General features: G+C 69.7%; 18 protein-coding genes. 5 read left to right on the top strand and 13 right to left on the bottom strand.

Annotated features, from left to right (window positions below; genetic code table 11):
* The first annotated feature begins 36 nt into the window (after positions 1-36).
* Genes JOD66_RS16940 through JOD66_RS16925 form a run of 4 tightly spaced genes read left to right on the top strand, consistent with a single transcriptional unit; the run spans position 37 to position 5,959 of the window.
* Positions 37-1,611: a hypothetical protein gene (locus JOD66_RS16940; RefSeq protein ID WP_204838014.1), complete on the top strand. Its 1,575-nt coding sequence runs from the start codon at positions 37-39 to the stop codon at positions 1,609-1,611.
* 35 nt (positions 1,612-1,646) lie between these two features.
* Complete coding sequence (locus JOD66_RS29165) at positions 1,647-3,422, top strand: hypothetical protein (RefSeq protein ID WP_204838013.1); 1,776 nt, start codon at positions 1,647-1,649, stop codon at positions 3,420-3,422.
* Between the two features lie 36 nt (positions 3,423-3,458).
* Positions 3,459-5,231, top strand: coding sequence for a hypothetical protein (locus JOD66_RS16930; RefSeq protein WP_204838012.1), 1,773 nt, complete (start codon positions 3,459-3,461; stop codon positions 5,229-5,231).
* Positions 5,228-5,959 carry a hypothetical protein gene (locus tag JOD66_RS16925; RefSeq protein ID WP_204838011.1) on the top strand — a complete coding sequence of 244 codons (732 nt, stop codon included), beginning with the start codon at positions 5,228-5,230 and terminating at the stop codon, positions 5,957-5,959. The genes JOD66_RS16930 and JOD66_RS16925 overlap by 4 nt, the downstream gene beginning before the upstream one ends.
* A gap of 82 nt (positions 5,960-6,041) precedes the next feature.
* Here the strand turns inward: JOD66_RS16925 and JOD66_RS16920 are convergent, their stop codons facing one another.
* Complete coding sequence (locus JOD66_RS16920) at positions 6,042-6,590, bottom strand: DUF4232 domain-containing protein (RefSeq protein WP_204838010.1); 549 nt, start codon at positions 6,588-6,590, stop codon at positions 6,042-6,044.
* A gap of 59 nt (positions 6,591-6,649) precedes the next feature.
* Here JOD66_RS16920 and JOD66_RS16915 point away from each other — a divergent pair, with 59 nt between their 5' ends.
* Complete coding sequence (locus tag JOD66_RS16915; RefSeq protein WP_204838009.1) at positions 6,650-7,078, top strand: HIT family protein; 429 nt, start codon at positions 6,650-6,652, stop codon at positions 7,076-7,078.
* 75 nt (positions 7,079-7,153) lie between these two features.
* On the opposite strand, the gene JOD66_RS16910 is transcribed toward JOD66_RS16915, so the two are convergent.
* From JOD66_RS16910 to JOD66_RS16855, 12 genes are all read right to left on the bottom strand, one after another.
* On the bottom strand, positions 7,154-11,032 hold the full coding sequence (locus JOD66_RS16910; RefSeq protein ID WP_204838008.1) for a DNA-directed RNA polymerase subunit beta': 3,879 nt from the start codon (positions 11,030-11,032) through the stop codon (positions 7,154-7,156).
* Positions 11,033-11,121: 89 nt separating this feature from the next.
* Positions 11,122-14,631, bottom strand: coding sequence for a DNA-directed RNA polymerase subunit beta (rpoB, locus tag JOD66_RS16905; protein WP_204838007.1), 3,510 nt, complete (start codon positions 14,629-14,631; stop codon positions 11,122-11,124).
* A 591-nt stretch (positions 14,632-15,222) separates the two neighbouring features.
* The gene (locus JOD66_RS16900) at positions 15,223-16,095 is read right to left on the bottom strand and encodes a J domain-containing protein (RefSeq protein ID WP_204838006.1); all 873 of its coding nucleotides are present in this window, start codon (positions 16,093-16,095) and stop codon (positions 15,223-15,225) included.
* Positions 16,092-16,850: a hypothetical protein gene (locus JOD66_RS16895; protein WP_204838005.1), complete on the bottom strand. Its 759-nt coding sequence runs from the start codon at positions 16,848-16,850 to the stop codon at positions 16,092-16,094. The genes JOD66_RS16900 and JOD66_RS16895 overlap by 4 nt, the downstream gene beginning before the upstream one ends.
* A gap of 19 nt (positions 16,851-16,869) precedes the next feature.
* A complete protein-coding gene (locus JOD66_RS16890; protein WP_204838004.1) occupies positions 16,870-18,177 on the bottom strand; it encodes an MCE family protein in 1,308 nt (435 codons plus the stop codon).
* Entirely contained in the window at positions 18,174-19,625 is a 1,452-nt protein-coding gene (locus tag JOD66_RS16885) for an MCE family protein (protein ID WP_204838003.1), read from the bottom strand. The genes JOD66_RS16890 and JOD66_RS16885 overlap by 4 nt, the downstream gene beginning before the upstream one ends.
* Entirely contained in the window at positions 19,622-20,758 is a 1,137-nt protein-coding gene (locus JOD66_RS16880) for an MCE family protein (protein ID WP_204838002.1), read from the bottom strand. The genes JOD66_RS16885 and JOD66_RS16880 overlap by 4 nt, the downstream gene beginning before the upstream one ends.
* A complete protein-coding gene (locus tag JOD66_RS16875) occupies positions 20,755-21,723 on the bottom strand; it encodes an MCE family protein (protein ID WP_204838001.1) in 969 nt (322 codons plus the stop codon). The genes JOD66_RS16880 and JOD66_RS16875 overlap by 4 nt, the downstream gene beginning before the upstream one ends.
* A gap of 16 nt (positions 21,724-21,739) precedes the next feature.
* Entirely contained in the window at positions 21,740-22,783 is a 1,044-nt protein-coding gene (locus JOD66_RS16870) for an MCE family protein (protein WP_239545274.1), read from the bottom strand.
* The gene (locus JOD66_RS16865) at positions 22,780-24,027 is read right to left on the bottom strand and encodes an MCE family protein (RefSeq protein WP_204838000.1); all 1,248 of its coding nucleotides are present in this window, start codon (positions 24,025-24,027) and stop codon (positions 22,780-22,782) included. Before JOD66_RS16865 ends, JOD66_RS16870 begins: the two co-directional genes overlap by 4 nt.
* Positions 24,028-24,034: 7 nt before the next feature.
* Positions 24,035-24,862 carry an MlaE family ABC transporter permease gene (locus JOD66_RS16860; RefSeq protein WP_204837999.1) on the bottom strand — a complete coding sequence of 276 codons (828 nt, stop codon included), beginning with the start codon at positions 24,860-24,862 and terminating at the stop codon, positions 24,035-24,037.
* 13 nt (positions 24,863-24,875) lie between these two features.
* Positions 24,876-25,658, bottom strand: a complete 783-nt coding sequence (locus tag JOD66_RS16855) for an MlaE family ABC transporter permease (RefSeq protein ID WP_179729224.1) — start codon at positions 25,656-25,658, stop codon at positions 24,876-24,878.
* Between the last annotated feature and the right edge of the window lie 17 nt (positions 25,659-25,675).

Below are 25,675 nucleotides of genomic sequence, written 5' to 3'. Positions count from 1 at the left end.
TGTCGTCCGGGCCGTGGCAGCGCCGAGGCTCGGCCCATGACGGTCACCACGCCCCTGCGACAGCGCGCCCTGTCCATCGCCGTCCGGGCCCGCCTCTTGGTCGCACTCCTCGCCTCCTTCGCTCTGGCGCTGACCGCGGCCGGAGCGGCGCAGGCCGACCCCGCCCCGGACACGACGCCGCCGGCCATCTGGGTCGAGATCGCCCCCAGCCACGGCACCGGAGCGTGGGTCGGGTGGTATCGGTCCTCGACCGCGGCGACCATCCGGGCCTCGGACTCGACCGGCATCGCCTTCCTCTACTACCGGCTCGACGGCGCACAGACCGGCGTGGGGAGCACCACCTCGCCACCCGCGAGGCTGGAGACGGTGATCGGGACGGAAGGCCTCACCACGATCGTCATCGATGCGAGGGACAGCTCCGGCAACGTCGCCCAGCTCAAGTACGGCGTCGGCATCGACCTCACCGACCCGACGGCCGCGATCACCGGTCTCACCGACGGCACGACCCTGAAGAACGGGGAGCTCCGGCGAGCCGAGTTCTCCTGCACCGACCCGGGCGGCGCCATCGTGTCGTGCACCGCCACCAACGACGGCGCTCCGTTCACCTCCGGGGGTGCTCTCGCCACGGGGACCGCGGGCCCGCACCAGCTGAAGGTCACGGCCGTCGACCGGGTCGGTCGGCGCTCCGAGCGCATCCTCGGCTACCAGGTCGGGCGCAAGGAGCTGAGGATCGTCAGCCCGCCGGTGATCACCGGCAACCCGACCGTCGTCCGGGTCGGCCAGCAGCTGAGGGTCGAGGGCGGGACCTTCGAGCCCACGCCGGACTCCATCAGCTACCAGTGGTGGGACGGCGCCTTCGTCGTCGCCCACGGCACCACCTTCACACCCACGACGGAGCACCTCGGCAGGCGCATCTCCGTGCGAGCCGTCGGCTCGGGATCCGGCAGTGAGTACGGCGAGACCGTCACGGTCGCGGTCGGCAGCGTCCTGGTCCGTCCAGCCCTGTCCCCGATGGTCGTCGTGGAGCAGCCCACCATCGGGGGCAATCCCGTCACCGTCGCGCCCGGCGACGTACTGCGCGCGAACAGCGGCACCTTCGCCCCGGAGCCGGAGCAGGTGACCTACCTGTGGTTCGTCGGCGACGAGCTCGTCGGCACCGACCCCACGTGGACGCCCGGCGACGAGCACGTCGGCGCCTCGGTCCGGCTGATGACCGTGGCCACCCATCCCGACCACTTCGATACGCCGAGCGCGAGGACCGCCGCGGTCCGCGTCGTCCCGCGGGCTCCCGCGCCGGGCGGCCCCGGTCCGGGCGGTCCCGGTCCGGGCGGTCCCGCCGCCGGCTCCTGGAGCCTGCTGAGCGCCGCGACGGTCAAGGGCAAGCCGGCCGTGGGCAGGAGGCTGCGTGCCGTCCTGCCCCAGCTCTCCGCTCCCGCCCAGACCTGGACCTACCAGTGGCTGCGCAACGGCACGCCGATCAAGGGCGCCACCACGAAGACCTACCGGCTCCGGAAGACGGACCGGCGAGACAAGGTCACCGTCCGCATCACCGCCACCAGCGCCACCGGCGCGGTCGTCGTCTCGACCGCGAAGCCGAAGCGCATCCGCTGAGACCCGCGCCGCACCCATTCGAGGACCCCCCCGTCATGAGACATCGCCTGCTGACCACCTGCGCCCTGACCCTGGCCGCCGCGCTCGCCGTCGCTCCCGGACCGCGCGCTGACGCGCTCACCGCCGCCACGCCACCGGTGATCACGGTCGACGTCAGAGCCAGCGACGGTCAGGGGGCCTGGGTCGGCTGGTACAAGGACAACGTCTCTGCCGTGTTGAGAGCGACCGACGACGACGGCATCGCCCGCCTGTCCTACCGGCTCACCGGCGCCCAGACCGGCGACGGCAGCATCGTCGGAGCGCTGCTCCCGGTCACCATCTCCGCCGAGGGACTGACCACCATCGAGATCACCGCCACCGATACCGCCGGCAACACCGCCACCCGCAGCTACGGCGTCGGGATCGACCGCACCGATCCCACGGCCGGGGCCGTCAACCTCAGTCGGGAAAGTGGCGTACCCCGCAACGAGAACCGTGCCGTCGACTACTCCTGCGCCGATCCCGGAGGCCCCGCCAGCGCGATCGTCTCCTGCACCGCCACCCATGACGGCATCCCCTTCACCTCCGGCAGCCGGATCGACACCTCCCAGGCCGGGACCCACACCCTCGTCGTCACCGCGAAGGACCGGGTCGGCCGCACCGCCCTGGAGACGGTCACCTACCAGATCACCCGCTACGCCCTCACCAGACCGCCGATGATCGAGGGCAACCCCACCGTCATCAAGGTCGGCCAGCAGCTGCGCGCCAGCGTCGGGTTCGAGCCCACCCCGGGCGCGCTCAACTACGCGTGGTACATCGACGGCGTTCACGCCTCCAATCAGGCGACCTTCACACCAGCCGGTTCGCATCGCGGCAAGCGGATCTCCCTCCGCGTGGTCTGCTCGGACGGACCGCCCGACTTCAGCAACACGACGCGTCCGCTACCCACCGCCGAGATCCTCGTCCAAGACGACCTGCAGGTGACCAGACAGCCCACCATCACGGGCGATCCGGCCACCGTCCGCCCGGGCGCCGTGCTCACGGCCACCGATGCCACCTTCACCCCCATCCCCAGCAGCATCACCTACCGGTGGTATGCCGACGGCCAGCAGGTCGGCACCGGCAGGGAATACCGGGTCCAGCCGGTCGACGCCGGCAAGACCATCGCCATGGACGCGTTCGCCGTCTCAGCCGACGCGAACTACCTGGACACCGTCAGCGCTCGCGTCGGGTCCGTCAAGGTCGGGCCGAACTCCTTCGATGACCAGACGTCCCCCGTGGTCGCCGGCATCGCCGACGTCGGCGGCACCCTGACCATCACCGACGGCACCGTCAGCCCGACCACCCCGCCCGCCGGCAGTCACTGGACCGTCGACGGCGCCGTCGTGGCCACCGGCAACCGGTTCACCCTCACCCGCGCCCACGCCGGCCGCGTCGTGGCCTGCAACCAGCTCTTCACCAGACCCGGCTATGCCGACCTGGTCCTCCCCTGCACCTTCCCCGGTGGCGCCACCAGCGTCACCATCCCCGGCACCCGTGCCGGCGGCCCTGGCAGCGACACCGCGTGGACCGTCACGAGCCCGGCCAGGATCAAGGGCAAGGCCGAGCCCGGCAAGACTCTCCGCGCGGTCCTCCCCCAGCTCACCGGGCCCGCCGCCTCGTACTCCTATCAGTGGCTGCGCAATGGCAAGGCCATCAAGAAGGCCACCACGGCCACCTACAAGGTCCGCAAGAACGACCGGAAGCGGAAGGTCACCGTGCGCATCACCGCCACCTCTCCCACGGGCGGCGTCGTCGTGTCCACCGCCAAGGCCCTCCGGGTCAGCCGCTGACCGACGCCGCATCCGCTCTCGAACCAAGGAGTCCCCGTGAAGCGCCGCCTCATGACGATCTTCGCCCTCGCGACGGCGCTGGCCGCCCTCTGCGCGGTCCCGGCTCGGGCCGGGGCGCCCGCCATCACCGCACCGGTCATCGGCGTGGAAGTCGGCCCCAGCCAGGGCACTGGTCCCTGGATCGGCTGGTACGACGGCCCGGTCGCGGTCACCTTGAGAGCGAGTGCCTCGAGCGGCGTCGCGACCCTGTCGTACTCCCTCAGCGGCAGCCAGACAGGATCGGGCAGCGTCAGCGGCTCGACGCTCGCGCTGCGGATCGAGGCCGAGGGCAGCACCATGATCTCGATCACGGCGACCGCGAAGGACAACTCGTCCGCGACTGCCAGGTACGGCGTCGGCGTCGATGTGACCGACCCCGTCCTCACCGTCGGCGGCGTCGCCCACCAGGACGTACTGGATGTCGGGAAGAGCTATCCGCTCCAGTTCTCCTGTGACGATCCCGGGGGCGCGATCGTCTCCTGCGCCGCCACCGACAATGGCGTCCCGATCACCTCCGGCAGCTCCGTCGACACCTCCCAGCCGGGCTCGCGCCAGCTCGTGGTCACCACGACCGACCGAGTCCGACGAGTCGCCAGGCGGACGATCAACGTCGAGGTCGTCCGACCGCTGAAGGTCGTCGGCCAGCCCGTCATCGAGGGCTCTCCCACCCACGCCAGAGTCGGCCACCAGCTCCGCGTCTCGGGCGCTGTCTTCGACCCCGCTCCGTCGACCTCCTTCGGCTACACCTGGATCGTCGATGGTGAACGGGTCGGCCGGGGTCCTGTCTTCGCCCCGGGACCGGAGCTCCTCGGCAAGCGGGTCTCCGTGTATGCCTGGGGCTGGGTCCTGGGCTATCGCGAGACCCAGACCGATCGGGTCGGCGACCTGCTCGTCGAGCCCGGGCCGCTGCAGGTGAGCCGTCAGCCCGGCATCGAAGGCGATCCCGTCACCGCCCGCCCGGGCGACCGGCTGCGCATCGTCAGGGCCGAGATCACTCCGGAGCCGCACAGCGTCACCTATCGGTGGTACGCCGACGACGAGCAGGTCGGCGACGGCGAGTTCTACACCGTCCATCCGACCGACGTCGGCAAGACCATCGCCGTCGACCTCGTCGCCGTCGCGCAACGCACCGGCTACCTGGACGTCACCAGCGAACGGAGCGGCGCCGTCCGGGTCGTGCCACCCGCTCTCGAGGTCGACAGCCCCCCACGGGTGAGCGGCGCTGCGAGGGTCGGCGGCACCCTGACCCTCGCCGACGGGACAGTCACTCCCACCGCGGCCCCCGCCGCTACCCGCTGGGTCATCGACGGCGACACCGTCGCCACCAGCAACCAGCTGACCCTCACCCGCGCCCACCTCGGGAGGACCCTCTCCTGCCACCAGGTCTTCGTCAGGACCGGCTACTCCGACCTCGCCGTCCCCTGCACCTTCCCCGGCGGCGCCGAGAGCGTCACCATCGCCGACGCGCCCACCGACGGCCCGGACCCCGGCAGCGAAGCCGCCTGGAGCATGACGACCGGCGCCGGCCTCAAGGGCAAGGCCAAGCCCGGCAAGTCCCTCCGTGCGGTCCTGCCCCAGCTCACCGGTCCCGCCGCCTCGTACTCCTATCAGTGGCTGCGCAATGGCAAGCCCATCACGAAGGCCACCAAGGCGACGTACCAGGTCCGCAAGGCCGACCGCGGACGCAGGATCGCCGTCCGCATCACCGCGATCTCGCCAGGACGGCCCGACCTGGTCTCCCACAGCCCGGCGAGACGAGTGCCCCGATGACGATCCACCGACGACCTGCACTGCTCCCTCTCCTGCTCCTGAGCTGTGTGCTCACGACCACGGCAGGTCAACAGAGCGCGGCGGGAGAGGACCTGAAGGACTTCTACTACTACGGCCCCCATCCCTCGGTGCCGGAAGTCCCCTACGTCGGCGAGGCCTTGACGGTCACTCGCGCCGGCCTCCTCCCCGACCCCCAGTACGTCGAGACACTCTGGACGATCGACGACACCACGCGGGGCGACACCGGCCACCAGCTCCTGCTCACCCCGGAGCTGCTCGGGTCCCGGATCTCCTGCGAGCAGTCCTACAGACATCCGGGCTACCGCCCCGTCACGCTGCCCTGTGCGTTCAACGCAGGCAACGCCGGCCTGCCCTGGGTGATCGTGCAGGCCCGTCCGGGCGGACCGACCACCCCCACCCCGACCACGCCCACCCTGCCCGCACCGACGACCGGTTCGGGGTGGACGGCGACGACGACCGCCGGGCTCAGGGGACGGGCCGAGGTCGGCGCGAGGCTCCGCGCCGTCCTGCCCCAGCTCACCGCGTCCGCCAGCACGTACTCCTACCAGTGGCTGCGCAACGGCAAGCCGATTAAGCGGGCCACCGCGGCGTCGTACCGGATCCGGAAGGCGGACCGCGGCCGCCGCCTCGCGGTCCGGATCACCGCGAGCGCGCCCGGCCGGCCCGATCTGGTCTCGGTCTCGCCCGTCCGGCGAGTCCGGCGCTGAGCCCACCCCCACGGGGCTCCTGAGAGGAAAGGGCGCGGGGCCGTCCGGGCCACAGGCCCGGGCGGTCCCGCGGCGCCGGGGCTCACCCCCGCTTGCGGTAGGCGCGGTGCGCGATCAGCTCCACCGCGGGGTTCAGGCAGCCGGTGGTGGGGTGGGCGACGAACTGCGAGCGGGTCGCGTTCGGGACGTAGATCCGGAACCCGTCGACCGGGTGCGGCCGGCAGGTCGCGGGGGCGTAGTTCTCCGCGACGCTCTCGTCGACCCGGCTCACGGCGCGCTGCCCGGGGGCGAGCACGAAGCGCCGCGCGGTCCCGTCCCGGGTCGCGGGCGCGCCGATCTCGGTGCCGTTGCCGTCGCCGACGTACGACAGGCCGCCGAAGCCGCCGGTGCGGCAGCGGTGGCCGGAGACGTTGGTGAGGACGATCTTGCCGAACCGGTGCCCGGCGCCGGCATCGGTGGCGCGGTAGCGGGCGCGCAGGTCGGCGTCATGGCAGCGCGGCACGGCGGCGCGCACGGTGGCTGCGGTGTCAGCGGTGTCAGCGGTGTCAGCGGTGTCAGCGGAGGCCGGCACGGAGAGCGACCCCGCCGCCACCAGGAGCGCGGCGGCGGGCAGAAGCAGGAACCTGTTCATATACGTAGGACGAACGGCGGCGGCCGGAGGTTGCCGGCCGCGTCTCCTAGAGTCGGTCCATGACCGATTCCTGCCTGTTCTGCGGCATCGTGGCCGGTGACGTGCCGTCGGTGAAGATCGCCGAGGACGCGACGACCTACGCCTTCATGGACATCCGGCCCGCCTCCGAGGGCCATCTGCTGGTGATCCCCAAGCGGCACAGCCGCGATCTCACCGAGATCGAGCCGGCCGATCTCAGCGAGGTCACCCTGGCCGCCCAGCGGATCGCGAGGACGGTGCTGAGCGAGCTCGGCGCCGACGGCGTCAACCTGCTCAACTGCTGCGGCGCCGACGCCTGGCAGACCGTCTTCCACTTCCACCTGCACGTCATCCCGCGCTACGTCGACAAGACCCGCGACCGGCTCACCCTGCCCTGGCAGCCCGGGGTCGAGGGCGACGCCGACACCATCGCCGCGGTGGGCGCGCGACTCGCCGGCGCCCTCGCCTGAACCCTGACTGAGCGCCCCCGCGAACGCCCGAGGGCCCTCCCGAGCAGTGCTCGGGAGGGCCCTCGGTGACCGGCCTCAGTTCTGGTAGGAACCGAAGTCGAAGTCGTCCAGCGCCACGGCCTGGCCCTGGTTGCCGAACTCGTAGTCGTAGGACTCGTAGCCCGTGACGGCGTACGCCGCGGCGCGCGCCTCCTCGGTCGGCTCGACCCGGATGTTGCGGTAGCGCTCCAGGCCGGTGCCGGCCGGGATCAGCTTGCCGATGATCACGTTCTCCTTCAGGCCGCGCAGGCTGTCGGAGCGGCCATTGATCGCGGCGTCGGTGAGCACTCGGGTGGTCTCCTGGAAGGAGGCCGCCGAGAGCCACGACTCGGTCGCGAGCGAGGCCTTGGTGATGCCCATCAGCTCCGGGCGACCCGAGGCCGGCTTGCCGCCCTCGGAGACCACGCGGCGGTTCTCCTCCTCGAACCGGACCCGGTCGACGAGGTCGGACGGCAGCAGGTTGGTGTCACCCGACTCGAGCACCGTGATCCGGCGCAGCATCTGCCGCACGATGATCTCGATGTGCTTGTCGTGGATCGACACGCCCTGCGACCGGTAGACCTCCTGGACCTGGTCGACGAGGTGCTGCTGGGTCTTGCGCACACCCAGGATGCGCAGCACCTCCTTCGGGTCCTCGGTGCCGGCGGTGAACTTGTCGCCCACCTCGACCCGGCCGCCGTCCTCGACGAGCAGGCGCGAGCGACGGGACACGGGGTACTCCTTGACCTCGCTGCCATCGTCGGGGGTGACCACGATGATCCGCGCCTTGTCGGTCTCCTCGATCTGCACCCGGCCGGCGGCCTCGGAGATCTGGGCGTGACCCTTGGGGGTGCGGGCCTCGAAGAGCTCGACCACGCGGGGCAGACCCTGCGTGATGTCGTCGGCCGAGGCCACACCACCGGTGTGGAAGGTACGCATCGTCAGCTGCGTGCCGGGCTCACCGATCGACTGGGCCGCGATGATGCCGACCGCCTCGCCGATGTCGACCAGCTTGCCGGTGGCCAGCGAGCGGCCGTAGCACTTCGCGCAGGTGCCGGTGCGGGCGTCGCAGGTCAGCACCGAGCGGACCGTGACCTCCTTGATGCCGGCCTCGATCAGCTCGGCGATCTTGACGTCACCGAGGTCCTCACCCGCGGCGGCGAGCACCTCACCCGTCTCGGGGTGGGTGATCTCCTTGGCGGCCGAGCGGGCGTACGCCGCGGTCTCGGCGTTCTCGTCCTTGATCACCACGCCGTTCTCGTCGTCGACGCCGATGGTCTTGGGCAGGCCGCGCTCGGTGCCGCAGTCCTCCTCGCGGATGATGACGTCCTGCGACACGTCGACCAGACGACGGGTCAGGTAGCCCGAGTCGGCGGTCCGCAGCGCGGTGTCCGCCAGACCCTTTCGGGCGCCGTGGGTGGAGATGAAGTACTCCAGCACGGAGAGACCCTCGCGGAAGTTGGCCTTGATCGGCCGCGGGATGATCTCGCCCTTCGGGTTGGCCACCAGACCACGCATCGCGCCGACCTGGTTGATCTGGTTGAAGTTACCCGAGGCACCCGAGTGCACCTGCACGTAGATCGGGTTGGTCGGGTTGGCCTCGAAGGTGGAGCGCAGGGCCTTGCCGACCTCCTGGCTCGCCTTCGTCCAGATCTCGATGAGCTCCTGGCGGCGCTCCTCGTCGGTGACCAGACCACGCTCGTACTGCTTCTGGATCTTGGCCGCCGACTCCTCGTGCACGGCCAGGATCTCGGCCTTGTTGGGAGGCGTGATGACGTCGTCGATCGACACGGTCACACCGGAGCGGGTCGCCCAGTGGAAGCCGTTGTCCTTGAGCGCGTCCAGGGACGCCGCGACGACGACCTTGGGGTAGCGCTCGGCGAGGTCGTTGACGATCGCGCCGAGGCGCTTCTTGCCGACCTCCTCGTTGACGTAGGGGTAGTCGGCCGGGAGCGCGTCGTTGAAGATCGTGCGGCCCAGGGTGGTCTCGACCAGGGTGGCCACACCCTCCTCGACGCCATCGAGGGCGACATTGGTCAGCCGGATGCGCACCCGGTCCTGCAGCGCGATCTCGCCCCGGTCATAGGCCATGATCGCCTCGGCCGGAGAGGTGAAGGTGCGCAGGCGGGTCTCGCCGTCGACCTCGACCGTCGCCTCGCCACGCTCGGTGGTGAGGAAGAACAGGCCGATGATCATGTCCTGGGTCGGCATGGTCACCGGACGGCCGTCGGACGGCTTGAGGATGTTGTTGGTCGACAGCATCAGGATCCGCGCCTCGGCCTGGGCCTCGGCGGACAGCGGCAGGTGCACGGCCATCTGGTCACCGTCGAAGTCCGCGTTGAACGCGGTGCACACGAGCGGGTGGAGCTGGATGGCCTTGCCCTCGATCAGCTGCGGCTCGAAGGCCTGGATGCCGAGGCGGTGCAGGGTGGGCGCCCGGTTGAGCAGCACCGGGTGCTCGGTGATGACCTCTTCGAGGACGTCCCACACGACCGGGCGGGCGCGCTCGACCATCCGCTTGGCGGACTTGATGTTCTGCGCGTGCGACAGGTCGACGAGACGCTTCATCACGAACGGCTTGAACAGCTCGAGCGCCATCTGCTTGGGCAGACCGCACTGGTGCAGCTTGAGCTGCGGCCCCGACACGATGACCGAGCGACCGGAGTAGTCGACGCGCTTGCCGAGCAGGTTCTGACGGAAGCGACCCTGCTTGCCCTTGAGCATGTCGGACAGCGACTTCAGCGGCCGGTTGCCCGGGCCGGTGACGGGACGACCACGACGGCCGTTGTCGAACAGCGAGTCGACGGCCTCCTGGAGCATCCGCTTCTCGTTGTTGACGATGATCTCGGGCGCGCCCAGGTCCAGCAGCCGCTTGAGGCGGTTGTTGCGGTTGATGACGCGGCGGTACAGGTCGTTGAGGTCGGACGTCGCGAACCGGCCACCGTCGAGCTGCACCATCGGGCGCAGGTCCGGCGGGATGACCGGGACGGCGTCGAGGACCATGCCCTGCGGCTTGTTCCCGGTCTTGCGGAAGGCCTCGACGACCTTGAGCCGCTTGAGGGCGCGGACCTTGCGCTGGCCCTTGCCGGTCGCGATGGTCTCGCGCAGGCTCTCGACCTCGGCGTCGAGGTCGAAGGACTGCAGGCGCTTCTGGATCGCCGTGGCGCCCATGTGGCCCTCGAAGTACTTGCCGAACCAGTTCTTCATCTCGCGGTAGAGGACCTCGTCACCCATGAGGTCCTGCACCTTGAGGCTCTTGAACGTGTCCCACACCTCGTCGAGGCGGTCGAGCTCGCGCTGGGCGCGGTCGCGCAGCTGCTTGAGCTCGCGCTCGGCACCGTCGCGGACCTTGCGGCGCTGGTCGGCCTTGGCCCCCTCCGCCTCCAGGGCGGCGAGGTCCTCCTCGAGCTTCTTGGTGCGGTCCTCGAGGCCGGCGTCGCGGCGCTTCTCGATCGACTCGCGCTGGAGCTGGATCTTGCCCTCGAGCGAGGTCAGGTCGCGGTGGCGGGCGTCCTCGTCGACGGCGGTGATCATGTAGGCCGCGAAGTAGATGACCTTCTCGAGGTCCTTCGGGGCCAGGTCGAGCAGGTAGCCGAGGCGGCTCGGGACACCCTTGAAGTACCAGATGTGGGTCACCGGGGCGGCGAGCTCGATGTGGCCCATCCGCTCACGGCGGACCTTCGAGCGGGTCACCTCGACGCCGCAGCGCTCGCAGATGATCCCCTTGAAGCGGACCCGCTTGTACTTGCCGCAGTAGCACTCCCAGTCCCGGGTGGGACCGAAGATCTTCTCGCAGAAGAGGCCGTCACGCTCGGGCTTGAGCGTGCGGTAGTTGATGGTCTCCGGCTTCTTGACCTCGCCGTGGCTCCACGTCCGGATGTCGTCCGCGGTGGCCAGGCCGATCTGAAGCTGGTCGAAGAAGTTAACGTCGAGCACGGTGGCTGCTGTCCTTCGTTAGTTCTGTGAAAGGTGAGGCTGGGGACTGAGGGAGGCGGTACGACCCGTGGGCCGTACCGCCGTCACGCTCAGACTTCTTCGACGGAGGGGTTCTCGCGACGGGACAGGTCGATGCCCAGCTCCTCCGCGGCGCGGAAGACGTCCTCGTCGGCGTCGCGCATCTCGATGGTGGAGCCGTCCTGGGACAGCACCTCCACGTTGAGGCACAGCGACTGCATCTCCTTGACGAGGACCTTGAACGACTCCGGGATGCCCGAGTCGGGGATGTTCTCGCCCTTGACGATCGCCTCGTAGACCTTGACGCGACCGGGCACGTCGTCGGACTTGATGGTCAGCAGCTCCTGCAGGGCGTAGGCGGCGCCGTACGCCTCCATCGCCCAGACCTCCATCTCGCCGAACCGCTGGCCACCGAACTGGGCCTTACCACCCAGGGGCTGCTGCGTGATCATCGAGTAGGGGCCGGTCGAGCGCGCGTGGATCTTGTCGTCGACCAGGTGGTGGAGCTTGAGGATGTACATGTAGCCGACCGAGACCGGGCTCTTGAACGGCTCGCCGGAGCGACCGTCGAAGAGGTGGGCCTTGCCGTTCTCGCCGATCATCCGGACGCCGTCGCGGTTGGGCAGCGTGGCGCCGAGCAGACCGGTGATCTCGTCCTCGCGGGCACCGTCGAAGACCGGCGTGGCTAGCTTGGAGCCGGCCGGGGCCTCGGCCGCGCCGATCGCGGTGAGCCGCTTCGCCCAGTCCTCGTCCTGCAGGTCGGCGTCGATGTGCCAGCCCTGCTTGCCGAGCCAGCCGAGATGCAGCTCGAGGATCTGACCGATGTTCATCCGTCGCGGCACGCCCAGCGGGTTGAGCACGACGTCGACCGGCGTGCCGTCCTCCATGAACGGCATGTCCTCGATCGGCAGGATCTTGGCGATGACGCCCTTGTTGCCGTGACGGCCGGCGAGCTTGTCGCCCACGGAGATCTTGCGCTTCTGCGCGACGTAGACGCGGACCAGCTGGTTGACGCCCGGCGGGAGCTCGTCGCCCTCCTCGCGGTCGAAGACCCGCACGCCGATGACCGTGCCGGACTCGCCGTGCGGCACCTTCATCGAGGTGTCGCGGACCTCGCGCGCCTTCTCACCGAAGATCGCGCGGAGCAAGCGCTCCTCGGGGGTCAGCTCGGTCTCGCCCTTGGGCGTGACCTTGCCGACGAGGATGTCACCGGTCGACACCTCGGCGCCGATCCGGATGATGCCGCGCTCGTCGAGGTCGGCGAGCATCTCCTCGCTGACGTTCGGGATGTCGCGGGTGATCTCCTCCGGGCCCAGCTTGGTGTCGCGGGCGTCGACCTCGTGCTCCTCGATGTGGATCGAGGTGAGGACGTCCTCCTGCACCAGGCGCTGGCTGAGGATGATCGCGTCCTCGTAGTTGTGGCCCTCCCACGGCATGAACGCCACGAGCAGGTTGGTGCCCAGCGCCATCTCGGCCATGTCGGTGCACGGACCGTCGGCGATCGGCGAGCCGACCTCGACCCGGTCGCCCGCCTCGACCAGCGGGCGCTGGTTGATGCAGGTGCCCTGGTTGGAGCGCTTGAACTTCGCGAGGCGGTACGAGGAGTACGTGCCGTCGTCGTTCATGGTCTCGACGAGGTCGGCGGAGACCTCCTTGACCACACCGGCCTTGTCGGCCACGACCACGTCACCGGCGTCGACGGCGGCGCGGAACTCGATGCCGGTGCCGACGATCGGGCTGTCGCTCTTGATGAGCGGCACGGCCTGACGCTGCATGTTGGCGCCCATGAGCGCGCGGTTGGCGTCGTCGTGCTCGAGGAACGGGATCAGGGCGGTCGCGACCGACACCATCTGGCGCGGCGAGACGTCCATGTAGTCGACCTCGTCGCCGGGGATCTCGGAGACCTCGCCCTGGCGCAGGCGCACCAGCACCCGGTCCTCGACGAAGTTGCCGTCGGCGTCGAGCACGGCGTTGGCCTGCGCGATGACGTAGCGGTCCTCGTCGTCGGCGGTGAGGTAGTCGATCTGGTCCGTGACCCGGCCGTTCTCGACCTTGCGGTACGGCGTCTCGACGAAGCCGAACGGGTTGATCCGTCCGTAGGACGCGAGCGAGCCGATCAGACCGATGTTGGGGCCTTCCGGCGTCTCGATCGGGCACATCCGGCCGTAGTGCGACGGGTGGACGTCACGGACCTCCATGCCGGCGCGGTCGCGGGAGAGACCACCCGGGCCGAGCGCGGACAGGCGGCGCTTGTGGGTCAGACCGGCGATCGGGTTGGTCTGGTCCATGAACTGCGAGAGCTGTGAGGTGCCGAAGAACTCCTTCAGCGCCGCGACCACGGGGCGGATGTTGATCAGGGACTGCGGCGTGATCGCCTCGACGTCCTGGGTCGTCATCCGCTCGCGGACCACGCGCTCCATGCGGGCCAGGCCGGTGCGGAGCTGGTTCTGGATCAGCTCGCCGACCGTGCGCATGCGACGGTTGCCGAAGTGGTCGATGTCGTCGGCGGAGACCGGCAGGTCCTTGCCGTCGGCGTCCTTGAGCACCTCGCCGCCGATGGCGGTGACGTGCTGGTCGCCGTTGTGGAGCTGGACGATGTACTTGATGGTCGCGACCATGTCGGCGATCGTCATCGTCTGCTGGTCGAAGGCCTCGTGCGAGCCGAGCTTCTTGTTGACCTTGTAGCGACCGACCTTGGCCAGGTCGTAGCGCTTCGGGTTGAAGTAGTAGTTCTTCAGCAGGGTCAGCGCGGCCTCACGCGTCGGCGGCTCGCCCGGGCGCAGCTTGCGGTAGATGTCGAGCAGCGCGTCGTCGGGACCCTGGGTGTTGTCCTTCTCCTCGGTCAGCTGGATCGACTCGTACTGCCGCAGGTCGGCCATGACGGCCTCGTAGTCGTACTCCTCGCCGGTGTCCTCGGCGATGGCCTGCAGGGCCTTGAGCAGGACCGTGACGTTCTGCTTGCGCTTGCGGTCGAGGCGGACGCCGACCATGTCGCGCTTGTCGATCTCGAACTCCAGCCACGCGCCGCGGCTCGGGATCAGCTTGGCGGTGAAGATGTCCTTGTCGGACGTCTTGTCGGCGGTGCGCTCGAAGTAGACGCCCGGCGAGCGGACGAGCTGGGAGACGACGACGCGCTCGGTGCCGTTGATGACGAAGGTGCCCTTGGGGGTCATGAGCGGGAAGTCGCCCATGAAGACCGTCTGGCCCTTGATCTCACCGGTCTCGTTGTTGGTGAACTCGGCCGAGACGTAGAGCGGCGCGGAGTAGGTGAGGTCCTTCTCCTTGCACTCGTCGACGGTGTACTTCGGGTCGTAGAAGACCGGGTTCTCGAACGAGAGCGACATCGTCTCGGAGAAGTCCTCGATCGGGGAGATCTCCTCGAAGATCTCCTCGAGGCCGGACTTGAAGGTGGCGTCGATGCCGGATGCGATCCGGGCCTCGATCCGGGACTTGTGCGCCTCGTTGCCGATCAGCCAGTCGAAGCTGTCGGTCTGGAGCGAGAGGAGCTGCGGGAGTTCCAGCGGCTCGGTGATCTTCGCAAAGGAGATGCGGGACTTACCGGGGGTGGTGCGCGCGGCCAAGAGTTGTCCTTCGACGGGTTCGACTCTTCGAGAGCGCCCTGACCCACCACGTCATCGGCCACCGGGCAGGCCGAAGCGCATCTGAGGGCAGGCGCAAGGAGCCACGATACACGACACCTGAGCGCTCCACAATGTCGACTGCGCAACACTCACGCAGTCGAGGAGCGGTCCCATCGGCGGCCGGTGGAATCCGGTTCGCCGATCATGCTCGGCGCGGGCCGCGAGGTCAAGCAGCGGGGCCGGGGCGAACCCGCGGTGCTCCCGGCGTCGCGGGGGCTCGTCGGGTGCGGGGGGGTCGTCGGCCGCGGGGTTCGTCCGGTGCGGGGCTCGTCCGGTGCGGGCCGACCGACGCTGTAACACGCTGTCCACGCGACTGGGCGCCAGTTGTCAGCAGATAACGGCCCGTACAGGCCGCATTTCTGCTGACAACCGCCAGGTGGTCAGGTGGACAGCGTGTTACAGCGGCACGACGCGACCCGGCACGACGCGACCCGGCACGACACGACCCGGCACGACCCGGCACGGCGCGACCCGGCACGACGCGACCCGGCACGACGCTGCTACCACCGCTGGCCGGCGGGGTGCGCCGGATCACTCCTCGCAGCGGTCGTCGGTGCACAGCTTGTCGAGGAGCCAGCGCGCGTCGCTGCCGGCCGCTTTGACCAGGACGAGCGTGGCCCACATCCGGAGCACGAACGGATCCTGGTCGGCCTTGGTGACGTACTGGTCGATGAACACCACGACCGTGGCCCGACGACCGTTCGCACTCACCCGGGTCAGCGCGGTGCCGGCGGACTTGGCCTCGACCACGACCTGCTGGGACTCGGCCTCCTTGGTGAGCGCGGGCCAGCCGGCGGCTTGCTTCTCCGCCATCCTCTCGGTCATGTAGCCACGCAGTCGCTCGAGGTCGGCGGCCATGGTCTTGTGGTCGTACGACAGCACCGGCCCGACCATCTGCTCGGCCGCGCCCTCGGCGGCGATCGCCGCGCTCTCGACCCGCTGGTTGGCCTGCGCGATCTGCTTCGCCGACTGCTTCCCGCTGGCCCCCGGCGTCAGCACCAGGGTCACCGCCAGGGCGACCGCCAGCACCGCCGCCACCGCCGTGACGATCAGCGCGACCTTGCCCGGGCCCGCGGCCCGCGCGCCGGGGGCGTCCGCGGCGTCCGCCGGCGCGGCGGCTGCCAGGGTCGGGGCGGACGCGGCCGGGACGTCGGCCGGCACCTCCTCGACCGCCTGCTGGGCCGCCTGCTGGGCCGCCTGCTCGGCCGCGCGCTCGGCGGCCAGCTCGGCGTCGTACGCCGCCCGCTTGTCGCGGTCGAGCAGGACGCCGGCGGCGTCGCTGTAGGCGCGGAACCGGCGCTCGGTCGGGTCCAGGTCCGCGATCGCGCTCTTCCACGCGGCCCGGATCTGGTCCTCGGTGGCGTCCTCCTCCACGTCGAGGAGGTCGTAGAGGTTGGTGCTCACTGCCCCTCCCCCGTGCTCGCGGACGGCTGGCCGCTCGACTCCCCGCTCGACTCCCCGCTTGGCTGGCCGCTGGGCTCCCCGCTCGGCTGGCCACTCGGCTGCTCGGTGGGCGTGCCGCCCGTGCCGCCCGTGCCGCCCGTGCCGCCCTCGGGGATCGACGCCTCGCCGAAGGAGGGCAGTTCGTCGTCGAGGTCGTCGAGGTCGTCGACCAGCCACGTGCCGTGCTGCTTGACCAGCGAGACCTCGTAGCGGAAGCGCAGCGGCTCGAGCTGGACCTGCTCGCTGCCGTCGGCGGGCGAGGGATAGGCGAACTGGACGATGCCGGCGACCAGCAGCTCGGCGGAGTCGTCGTCGATGCTGGCCACGCCGACGGCGTACGGCGTGCCCTTGCGGTCGATCTGGGTCTGCTTGACCGTCTCCTCGGCGTACCCGACGTTCTTGTCGAAGACGGTGCGGAACTTCGCCGTCATCAGCTCGCCGACCGCGGCGTAGTCGGGCATCTTCCCGGCGCTGTCGAGCAGGTCGGGGCCGTAGGTGTTGAACCGCTGGACGAAGACGCGGCCGGCGGCCAGCGCCTGCTCGCGGTCGGCGGACTCGTCGCGGGGCGGGTCGAGCAGCGAGTCGAGCTTCTTGCCCGGGTTGCCGGGGACGCCCTTGTCGACGAGGGTCCACCCGCTCACGCCGAGCGCGGCCACGACGACGCCGAGCAGCAGCCCGATCACGCTCCAGCGGAGCGTGGCACTGGAGCCCGTCACGCGCTGCGCCTGAGCGTGCTCACCGGGTGGACGGGTCGAGCAGCGGTTGGAGGTAGAGCCACTTCCACGAATCCTTCCCCAGCGACGGCGGCGCCACGTTACCGCGCGCACCGGACCACTCCTGGTCCTGGGCCGTCGTCCCCCACTCCAGCTCGCCGGTCGTCGGGTTCAGTCGGACGCCCACGTCGTAGCCCTGCACGCCCGGCGCGACCCGCGGGAGGTTCTGGGGACCACGCGGGTTGCTCTTGGTGATCGGCTCGGTGCAGCCGACGTTGTCGGGCATGGGCGCGTTGCCGCGGTCGGACTCCGGGTTGCGACGGGTCTTGAGGTAGCCGGCGTAGCAGGGGGTGCTGGTCGGCGCGAGGATGAGACCGAAATGGGCGTCCCAGAAGCCGCTGCCGCCCTCCGCCTTGGACTTGCGCCCGACGACGACCTGACCGGCGCCGACGGCGTAGGGGTAGACCACCAGCATCTGCTTGAGGGCGTCGAGGTGCTGGACGACGACCTCGCCGGTCGCGACCAGGTTGGCGAGCAGCTCGCTGAGCTCGACGCCGTTCTGCTCCAGGAAGGTCCGCAGCTGGGTGGCGGCGACCGAGCCGGAGTCGATCACCCGGCGCAGCGCCGGGTCGGCGCCGGCCAGGGCCGAGCTGAACAGGGAGAGCTGCTGGGCGAAGGTCCGCAGCGAGGACTCCGAGGCGACCTGGCCCTGCAGGACGGTGTTGCTGTCGCGGATCAGGGCGGTGGTCAGGTCGAAGTTGGCGTCGGCGGTCTCGATGAACGAGTTGCCGGTGTCGATGATCCGCTGGAGATCCGGTCCGGTGCCGGCGAAGGCCTCGCCGAGCTCGTGGACGGTGGTGCTCAGTGCCTCGCGGTCGACGCTCGACACGGTGGCCGACAGGTCGCCGAGGAGCTTCTCGGTCGCGATCGGCGTCGCGACGTCGGAGATCTGCGAGCCCTCACGCAGGTACGGACCGCCGTCGACCTGCGGCTGCAGCTCGACGTACTGCTCACCCACGGCGGAGCGGTTGCCGACCAGCGCGCGGGAGTCGCTGGGGATCTTGTCCCACTTCTTGTCGATGTCGAGCTTCACGTCGACGCCGTCGTCGGTGAGCACCAGCTCGCCGACCGTGCCGATCCCGACCCCGCGATAGGTCACCTCGGCGCCGGTGAAGATGCCGCCGGACTGCGGGTAGTGGGCGGTGACGGTGTAGCTGCGGTCGACGACCAGGCGGTCGAGCTTGGCGTAGCGGGCGCCGACGAAGGTGACGCCGAGCAGGGTGATGATCGCGAAGACGATGAGCTGGATCCGGGTACGACGGGTGATCACTGCGCCGACCTCTCCTTCTGCTCGACCACGTGGCTCGCGACCAGGGGCGCGGCGTACAGGCTGACCAGACTGGTGTCGTAGGTCTCGTCGAAGTCGCGCCACAGGACGTCGGCGTCGCTGTCGCCGCCCGGGGCCGGACGGCCGAGCCCGCCGCCACCGAGCACGGTCGAGAGCAGGGTGCCCAGCGGGTTGGCCGCGGTGTTCGGGCTGCTGGCCGGCGCTCCGGCTTTGGCCCCGCCGGTCCCGCCGCAGAGCAGCTTGACCGCCTGGCAGACGTTGTCGACCAGTGCCCCCGGGAGCTTCAGGCAGGCCTGCAGGTCGGGCGGCGTCTTCAGGCAGGTCTGCAGGGTCTGGGTCGCCGCCGGGCACAGCGTCTTCAGGTCGATCAGCACGTCGAGCGGGAGGTCCGGCAGCTGGTCGGTGGCGATGCAGACCAGGTCGGGCAGCCGCAGGTTGCCGATGTCGAGCGCGAGGTCGATCGACAGGTTGACGTAGTCGCCCATGTGGAGGTTGCGGGCGACCTGGGGGTCGCGGCCGACGGCCTCGTCGATGAACGGGTAGGTCAGGAAGGTGCTGAAGCCCTTCGCGAAGTCGTCGCCGGCCTGCGCGATCTGGAAGAGCACCGGGTCGAGCGACTTCAAGGTGTCGATGGTGGCGGTCTTCGTGGTCTTGATGACCCGCACCCCGACGTCGCTGAGCTGGGTGAGCCCGTCGAGCATCTTGACCAGGTCGGCCCGCTGCCGGTCGAGCGAGTCGAGCGCGCTCGGCAGCTCCTCCAGGGCCCGGTCGATGCTCGCCTGGTGCTGCTTGGCGGTGACCGCGAGCCGGTTGACCGACTCGATGGCGTCGACGATGTCCTGCTTGCGCTGGTCGAGCTGGCCCATCAGCGAGGAGACCTGGGTGAGCACCGACTTCGCGGAGTCCTCCCGGCCCTCGAGGGCGAGGTTGAGCTCAGTGGAGATGGTCTTGAGCTGGGCGATGCCGCCTCCGTTGAGGACCAGGCTGAGCGCGCCCAGCACCTCCTCGACCTCCGGGTTGCGGCCGCCGTCCTTGATCACGTCGCCGTCGGAGAGCCGGCCCTGCGCGCCGGAGGCCGGCGCGGCGAGCGAGACGAACTTCTCGCCGAGCAGGCTGGTCTGGCGGATCGAGGCGACCGGGTTGTCGGGCAGGTCGACGTCCTTGCGCAGCTCGAGGGTGACCACCGCCTGGTAGCCGTCGAGCTTGACGTCGGTGACCTGGCCGACGGCGACGTCGTTGACCTTCACCGACGACTTGGGGACCAGGTCGAGCACGTCGTCGAAGCGGACGCTGACCGTGATCGGGTCCTTGCCGGTGTCGGCGCCACCGGGCAGCGGCAGCTCGTAGACGTCGAAGTCGCAGCCGGAGAGCAGCAGCGCGCCGGCGAGCAAGGCGACGCCGGCCCGCAGGCGGGTGCGCAGGCGGGTCATCGGTCCACCTCCACCAGGCCGTTGAGGGTCGGGTCGTAGGCCTGGCCGTACCAGGAGCCGGTGCCGAACGGGGCGCTGCGCGGGAGCAGCTTCTCGATCAGCTTGCAGATGTCGCCCTTGGCGTCGGCGCCGGACACCAGGGCGCACACCACGGCCGACGGGTTCGAGGTCAGCTCGTGGAGGATGTTGCCGAGGTTGGCGTTGGTGTCGAGCGTGGCGTCCTTCGGGTTGTACGTGTGGTACAGGTTGGTGATCGCCAGCGGGCCGGCCTGGAGCAGCTCGTCGAGCGCGCCGCGCTGGCGCACCAGCACCTTGGCGACCCGGTTGATGTCGCGGATGTTGCGCCCCAGCACCGCGCGGTTGCGCTTGACGAACCGGGCGACCTGGTCGAGCGCCGTACCGAGGTTCGACAGGGCCGTGGTCAGCTCCTGGCGCTCGTCGGCCAGCAGGGTGGAGACGTCGCCGAGCGACTTGTTGAAGTCACGCACGGTCGTGTCGTTGTCGGCGAGCGTCTTGAGGAAGGACTCGAGCTGCTGGGCGGACTCGAAGAGCTCGTCCTTGTTGTTGTCGAGCGTCTCGCTGAGCCGGCCGAAGTCCTCGATCGTCTGGTGGAACTGCGCGCCCTGGCCGCCGAAGTTCTTGGCGGTCTGCACGAGCAGGTCGCTGAGCGCGCCGTCCTTGTTGGCGCCCTCGGGGCCGAGCGCGACGGTCAGCTTGTCGATGCTGCCGTAGATCTCGTCGAGCTCCAGCGGGATCGCGGTCTTGGTGGCGTCGATGACGGTGTTGTCGGCCATCACCTGGTCACCGTCCTCGAAGGCCGGCGAGAGCTGGATGTAGCGGTCGCCGACCACCGACGGCGACACGATGACGGCGTCGGCGTCGGCCGGCACCTTGATGTCGGAGTCGTAGGCCATGACGACCTTGACCTTGGTGCCGGCGGGCACCACCTCGCGGACCCGGCCGACCGGGATGCCGAGGATCCGGACCTCGCTGCCCTCGTAGACCGAGACCGCCCGCGGGAAGTACGCCGTCACGGTCTTCTCGTTGCCGCCGCCGCCGAACATCCAGACCAGCCCGGTGACGACCAGGAGCCCGATCACGGCCAGAGGCAGCCAGCGCCGCGCCCCGGTCACTGTCCCACCGTCCCGGGCACCGGAGGCAGGTTGAAGATGTAGGTGTCGAACCACGGCCCGTTGCCGAGCGTGCTCGCGAACACCCGATAGAACGGCGCCATCAGGTGGATCGAGTCCTCCAGGTTGTCCTCGTTCTTCTTCACGACCTGCAGCACCGAGTCGAGGTGGTCGAGCGCGGGCTTGAGGTCGGCTCGGCTCTCCTTGATCAGGCCGGTGAGCTTGGTGCTCAGCGTGCTCGTCGACTCCAGCAGGCGATGGATCTGGGCCTTGCGCTGGAGCAGCGCCGTGAACAGCGAGTCGGCGTCCTTCATCAGCGCCACGATGTCCTCGTCGCGGGAGTCGAGCACGGTCGAGACCCGGTTGAGGTTCTTGAGCAGCGAGTTGATCTCGCCGTCGCGCGAGGCGACCGTCTCGGCGAGGGCCGAGAGGCCGTCGAGCGCGGAGCGGAACTCCTCGGGCGTGTTGCGGGTCAGGTCGGCCAGCGTCGTCAGCGCACTGGCGAGCTGGTCGGTGTCGATGTCGGCCGAGGTCTCGGCGAGACCGGAGAAGGCGTCGACGACGTCGTACGGCGAGCTGGTGCGCTCGACCGGGATCACCGCACCCTCGGCGAGCTGGCCCTGGCCGGCCGGGTCGAGGGCGAGGTACATCGAGCCGAGGATGGTCTTCACCTTGATGTCGGCACGGGTCTGGTCGCCGAACGGGGTGTCGGTCTTGAGCTTGAACGCGACCTTGACCGAGTTGCCGTCGAGCTCCATCGAGGTCACCTGGCCGACGCGGACGCCGGCGATGCGGACCTCGTCCTTCGGCTTGAGCCCGCCCGCCTCGGAGAAGGAGGCGTAGTAGGTGTCGCCGCCGCCGATCAGCGGGAGGTCGTTGGCACGGAAGGCGGCCACCAGGCCGAGCAGCAGCACGGCGATGCTCACCGCCCCGATGACGACGGGGTTGCGCTCGCGGAAGGGCTTCATGTCAGTCGTCCTCCCCTCATCCGAGCGTGCAGCGGTCGGCGGTCGCGCCATAGGTGGCGCTGACCGGGTTGTTGAGTCCGGGGACCTTGATCGTGGCCTTGAAGTGGCACAGGTAGAAGTTGAACCACGAGCCGTAGGTGGCGGTGCGGCCGATCTTGGTGAGCTTGATCGGCAGCACCTGAAGCGCGCGGTCGATCTCTTGGCGGTTGTCGTCGAGGGTCCCGGCGACCTTGCGCAGCTCCTTGATGTCCTTGATGAACGGGTCCTTGATGTCGGTGACCAGCGCGGCGGTCTGCACCGACAGCTCCGAGATCGAGTCGAGGGAGCCCAGGATCGCCTCGCGGTCGTCGTTGAGGCCGCCGATCAGCGAGCGGAAGCTGTCGATCAGGTTGGTGAGCTGCTTGTCGCGGTCGGCGACGTGGTCGAGGACGTAGTCGAGGTTGCTCAGCAGCTCGCCGATCACCTGGTCGCGATCCGCGAGCGTCTGGGTGACCGAGGCGGTGCTGGACAGCAGTCCCTCGACGGTGCCGCCCTCTCCCTGGAAGACCTGGACGATCTCGTAGGACAGCTTGTTGATGTCGTCGGGCGAGAGCGCCTGGAACAGCGGCTTGAAGCCGTTGAACAGCACTGTCAGGTCGAGCGCAGGCTTGGTGCGGTCGACCGGGATGGCGGCGTCCTCCGCCAGCCGCTGCCCGCTGTCGCCCTCCTGGGTCAGCGAGATGTAGCGCTGGCCGATCAGGTTGCGGTACTTCACCGTCGCGTGGGTGGCCTCGTCGAGCCGGGTGTCGGCGTCGACGGTGAAGGTCACCCGGGCCCGGTCGGCGTCGACGATCTCGACCTTCTGGACCGTGCCGACCTTGACGCCCGCGATCCGGATGTCGTCGCCCTTGTTGACTCCGGTCGCGTCGACGAAGTCGGCGGCGTACTCCTTGGTCGAGCCGAAGGAGAGGTTGCCGATGGTGATGATCAGGACGCTGGTCGCGAGGGCCGTGGTCACCATGAACACCACCAGGCGGATCAGGTCGCCGCTGGTCTTCTTGTCGAGTCCGCGCACGCTCATCGGGCGGCCTCCGCGACGAGGGGGCCGGCGAGCAGCACGGTGAGGTCGGTCCGGGCGTCGTACTCCTGCTCGAGCGCGCCCCGCAGGGCGGTGACGTCGTCGGGGCTGCCGGTGTAGCCGGTCGGCGCCGGGCGCAGGTTGCCCTTGCCGGTGTCGCCGTTCATGCCGTCGTTGAGGTGCGGCAGCGGCGGGAACGGGTTGTCCTGGCTCCACGGGATGTCGGGCAGGCCGAGGCAGTCGGGGCCGCGGTCGTCGCCGAACTTCGGCCGGTCGGCCGGGGTGTACTTGCGGGGCTGGTCCTGGAGCGTCTCGAGCACGATGTGGAGCTCGAAGCCGCGGAACGCCTCGGCCAGGCGGCCCTGGGCCTTGACGATGCCGGCCGACATGCAGGGGATCGTCGGGGCGTAGCGGGCCGCGACCCGCAGGATGTCGGTGCTCAGCTCGCCGGCCCGCTTGAGCCGCTCGGCGTTGGCGTCGAGGAAGGAGCGCGCGGTGTCGGAGAAGCTGCGGATGTCGCGCAGCGTCGCGGTCAGCGCCGCCTCGCGCTCCTCGATGGTGCCGGTCGTCTTCACGGTGTCGTCGAGGATCTGGGCCACCTGGGGCAGGATGTCGGCGTAGGTGTCGGAGACCTGCGCGGTCAGCTTGACGTCCTCGAGCAGCGCCGGGATCTCGGGGTTGAGCCGCTTGAGGTAGCCGTCGAGGGTCTCGAGGTTCTTGCCGATCAGCTCACCGCGGCCATGGAGCGCGGTGGCGATCGCGGTCAGCGTCGCGTTGAGGTCGGCGGGCTGGACCGTGCGCAGCAGCGGGTAGAGGTCGGAGAGGACCTCCTCGAGCTCGGTCGAGACCTCGGTGCGGTCGATGGTCGCGCCGGCGCGCATCGTGCCGCTGGGGCCGGCGTCGGGCACGACCAGGGAGACGTACTTCTCGCCGAACAGGGTCTTCGGCACGATCGAGCCGGTCACGTTCGCCGGGATCACGCCGATCTTGTCGGGGTAGATGCCGAGGGTCAGCTCGGCGCCGCTGGCGCCGGAGCGGGCGTCCAGCACCTCCCCGACGATCACGCCGCGGACCTTGACGTCGGCGCGGTTGGGCAGCTGGAGGCCGATCGAGGAGGTCTTGAGGGTCACCTCGTCGTAGGCGGTGAACTTCTTGGTGAAGGTCGCGTAGGTGAGCCACACGCCGAGCAGCAGCAGCGCCACGAAGATGACGCCGAGCGCCTTGTGGGCGGACAGGATGCGGTCCATCAGCCGATCACCCCGCGAGCCTGACGGTGGTCGAGGCACCCCAGATGGCCATCGACAGGAACAGGTCGATCACGTTGATCGCGACGATGCTCGTGCGCACCGCCTTGCCCACCGCGACGCCCACGCCGGCCGGGCCACCCGAGGCGGTGTAGCCGTGGTAGCAGTGGATCAGGATCACGACGACCGCGAACACCAGCACCTTGCCGAAGGACCACAGCACGTCGCCGGGTGGCAGGAACTGGTTGAAGTAATGGTCGTAGGTGCCTGACGACTGGCCGTAGAACTGGGTCACCACGAGCCGGCTGGCGACGTACGACGACAACAGGCCCACGACGTACAGCGGGACGATCGCGATCAGGCCGCCGATCACCCGGGTGGTGACCAGGAACTGCATCGACGGGATCGCCATCACCTCGACGGCGTCGATCTCCTCGGAGATCCGCATCGCACCGAGCTGGGCGGTGAAGCCGCAGCCGACGGTCGCCGCGAGCGCGATGCCGGCGACCAGCGGCGCGATCTCGCGGGTGTTGAAGTAGGCGGACACGAAGCCGGCGAAGGCGGCCGTGCCGAGCTGGTTGAGCGCGGCGTACCCGGACAGGCCGACCTGGGCGCCGGTGAAGAAGGTCATGCCGATGATGACGCCGACGGTGCCGCCGATCACCGCCAGCGCGCCGGAGCCGAGGGTGACCTCGGCCAGGATCCGCAGGATCTCGCGGGGATAGCGCTTGACCGACCGGGGCAGCGCGAGGAGGACCTTGAGGTAGAAGGACAGCTCGTGGCCGAGGTTGTCCAGGCCCTTCATCGGCCGGTCGTAGATCGCCTTGATGCTCGCCATGTCGTCTCCTCCCCTAACCCGTCTTCGGGGGCACGACCTGCAGGTAGATCGTGCTCAGGGTGAAGTTGACGACGAACAGGAGCAGGAAGGTGATGACGACGGACTCGTTGACCGCGTCGCCCACGCCCTTGGGGCCGCCTCCGGCGTTCATGCCCTTGTAGGCGGCGACGATGGCCGCGATCAGACCGAAGACGAGCGCCTTGATCATGCCGATCCAGACGTCGGGCAGCTGGGCGAGGGCGGTGAAGCTCGCGAGATAGGCGCCCGGGGTGCCGTCTTGGAGGATGACGTTGAAGACGTAGCCGCCGCCCACGCCGACGACGCTGACCATGCCGTTGAGGAAGACCGCGACGAGCATGCAGGCGAGCACCCGCGGCACCACGAGGCGCTGGATCGGGTCGATGCCCAGCACCATCATCGCGTCGAGCTCCTCGCGGATCTTGCGCGCGCCGAGGTCGGCCGCGATCGCCGAGCCGCCGGCGCCCGCGATCAGCAGCGCCGTCGCGATCGGCCCGGCCTGCTGGATGACCGCGAGGACCGACGCGGAGCCGGTGAACGACTGGGCGCCGAACTGCTTGATCAGGCCACCCACCTGGAGCGCGATCACCGCGCCGAACGGGATCGCCACGAGGGCGGTCGGGATGATCGTCACCGACGCGATGAACCAGGCCTGCTGGATGAACTCGCGACCCTGGAAGGGGCGACGGAACAGCCCGCGCCCCACGTCCAGCGCGAAGGCGAACAGCTTGCCCGCGGTCCCGAGCGGGGCGACCACGCGCGCAGCAGTGAGCGACACCTACCGCCCCTTTCCTT

Source organism: Nocardioides nitrophenolicus (assembly GCF_016907515.1).
In the GTDB taxonomy this organism is placed as follows: Bacteria; Actinomycetota; Actinomycetes; order Propionibacteriales; family Nocardioidaceae; genus Nocardioides; species Nocardioides nitrophenolicus.
Note: the sequence above shows the minus strand (reverse complement) of the source record. Positions and strands in the feature narration are given on the sequence as shown.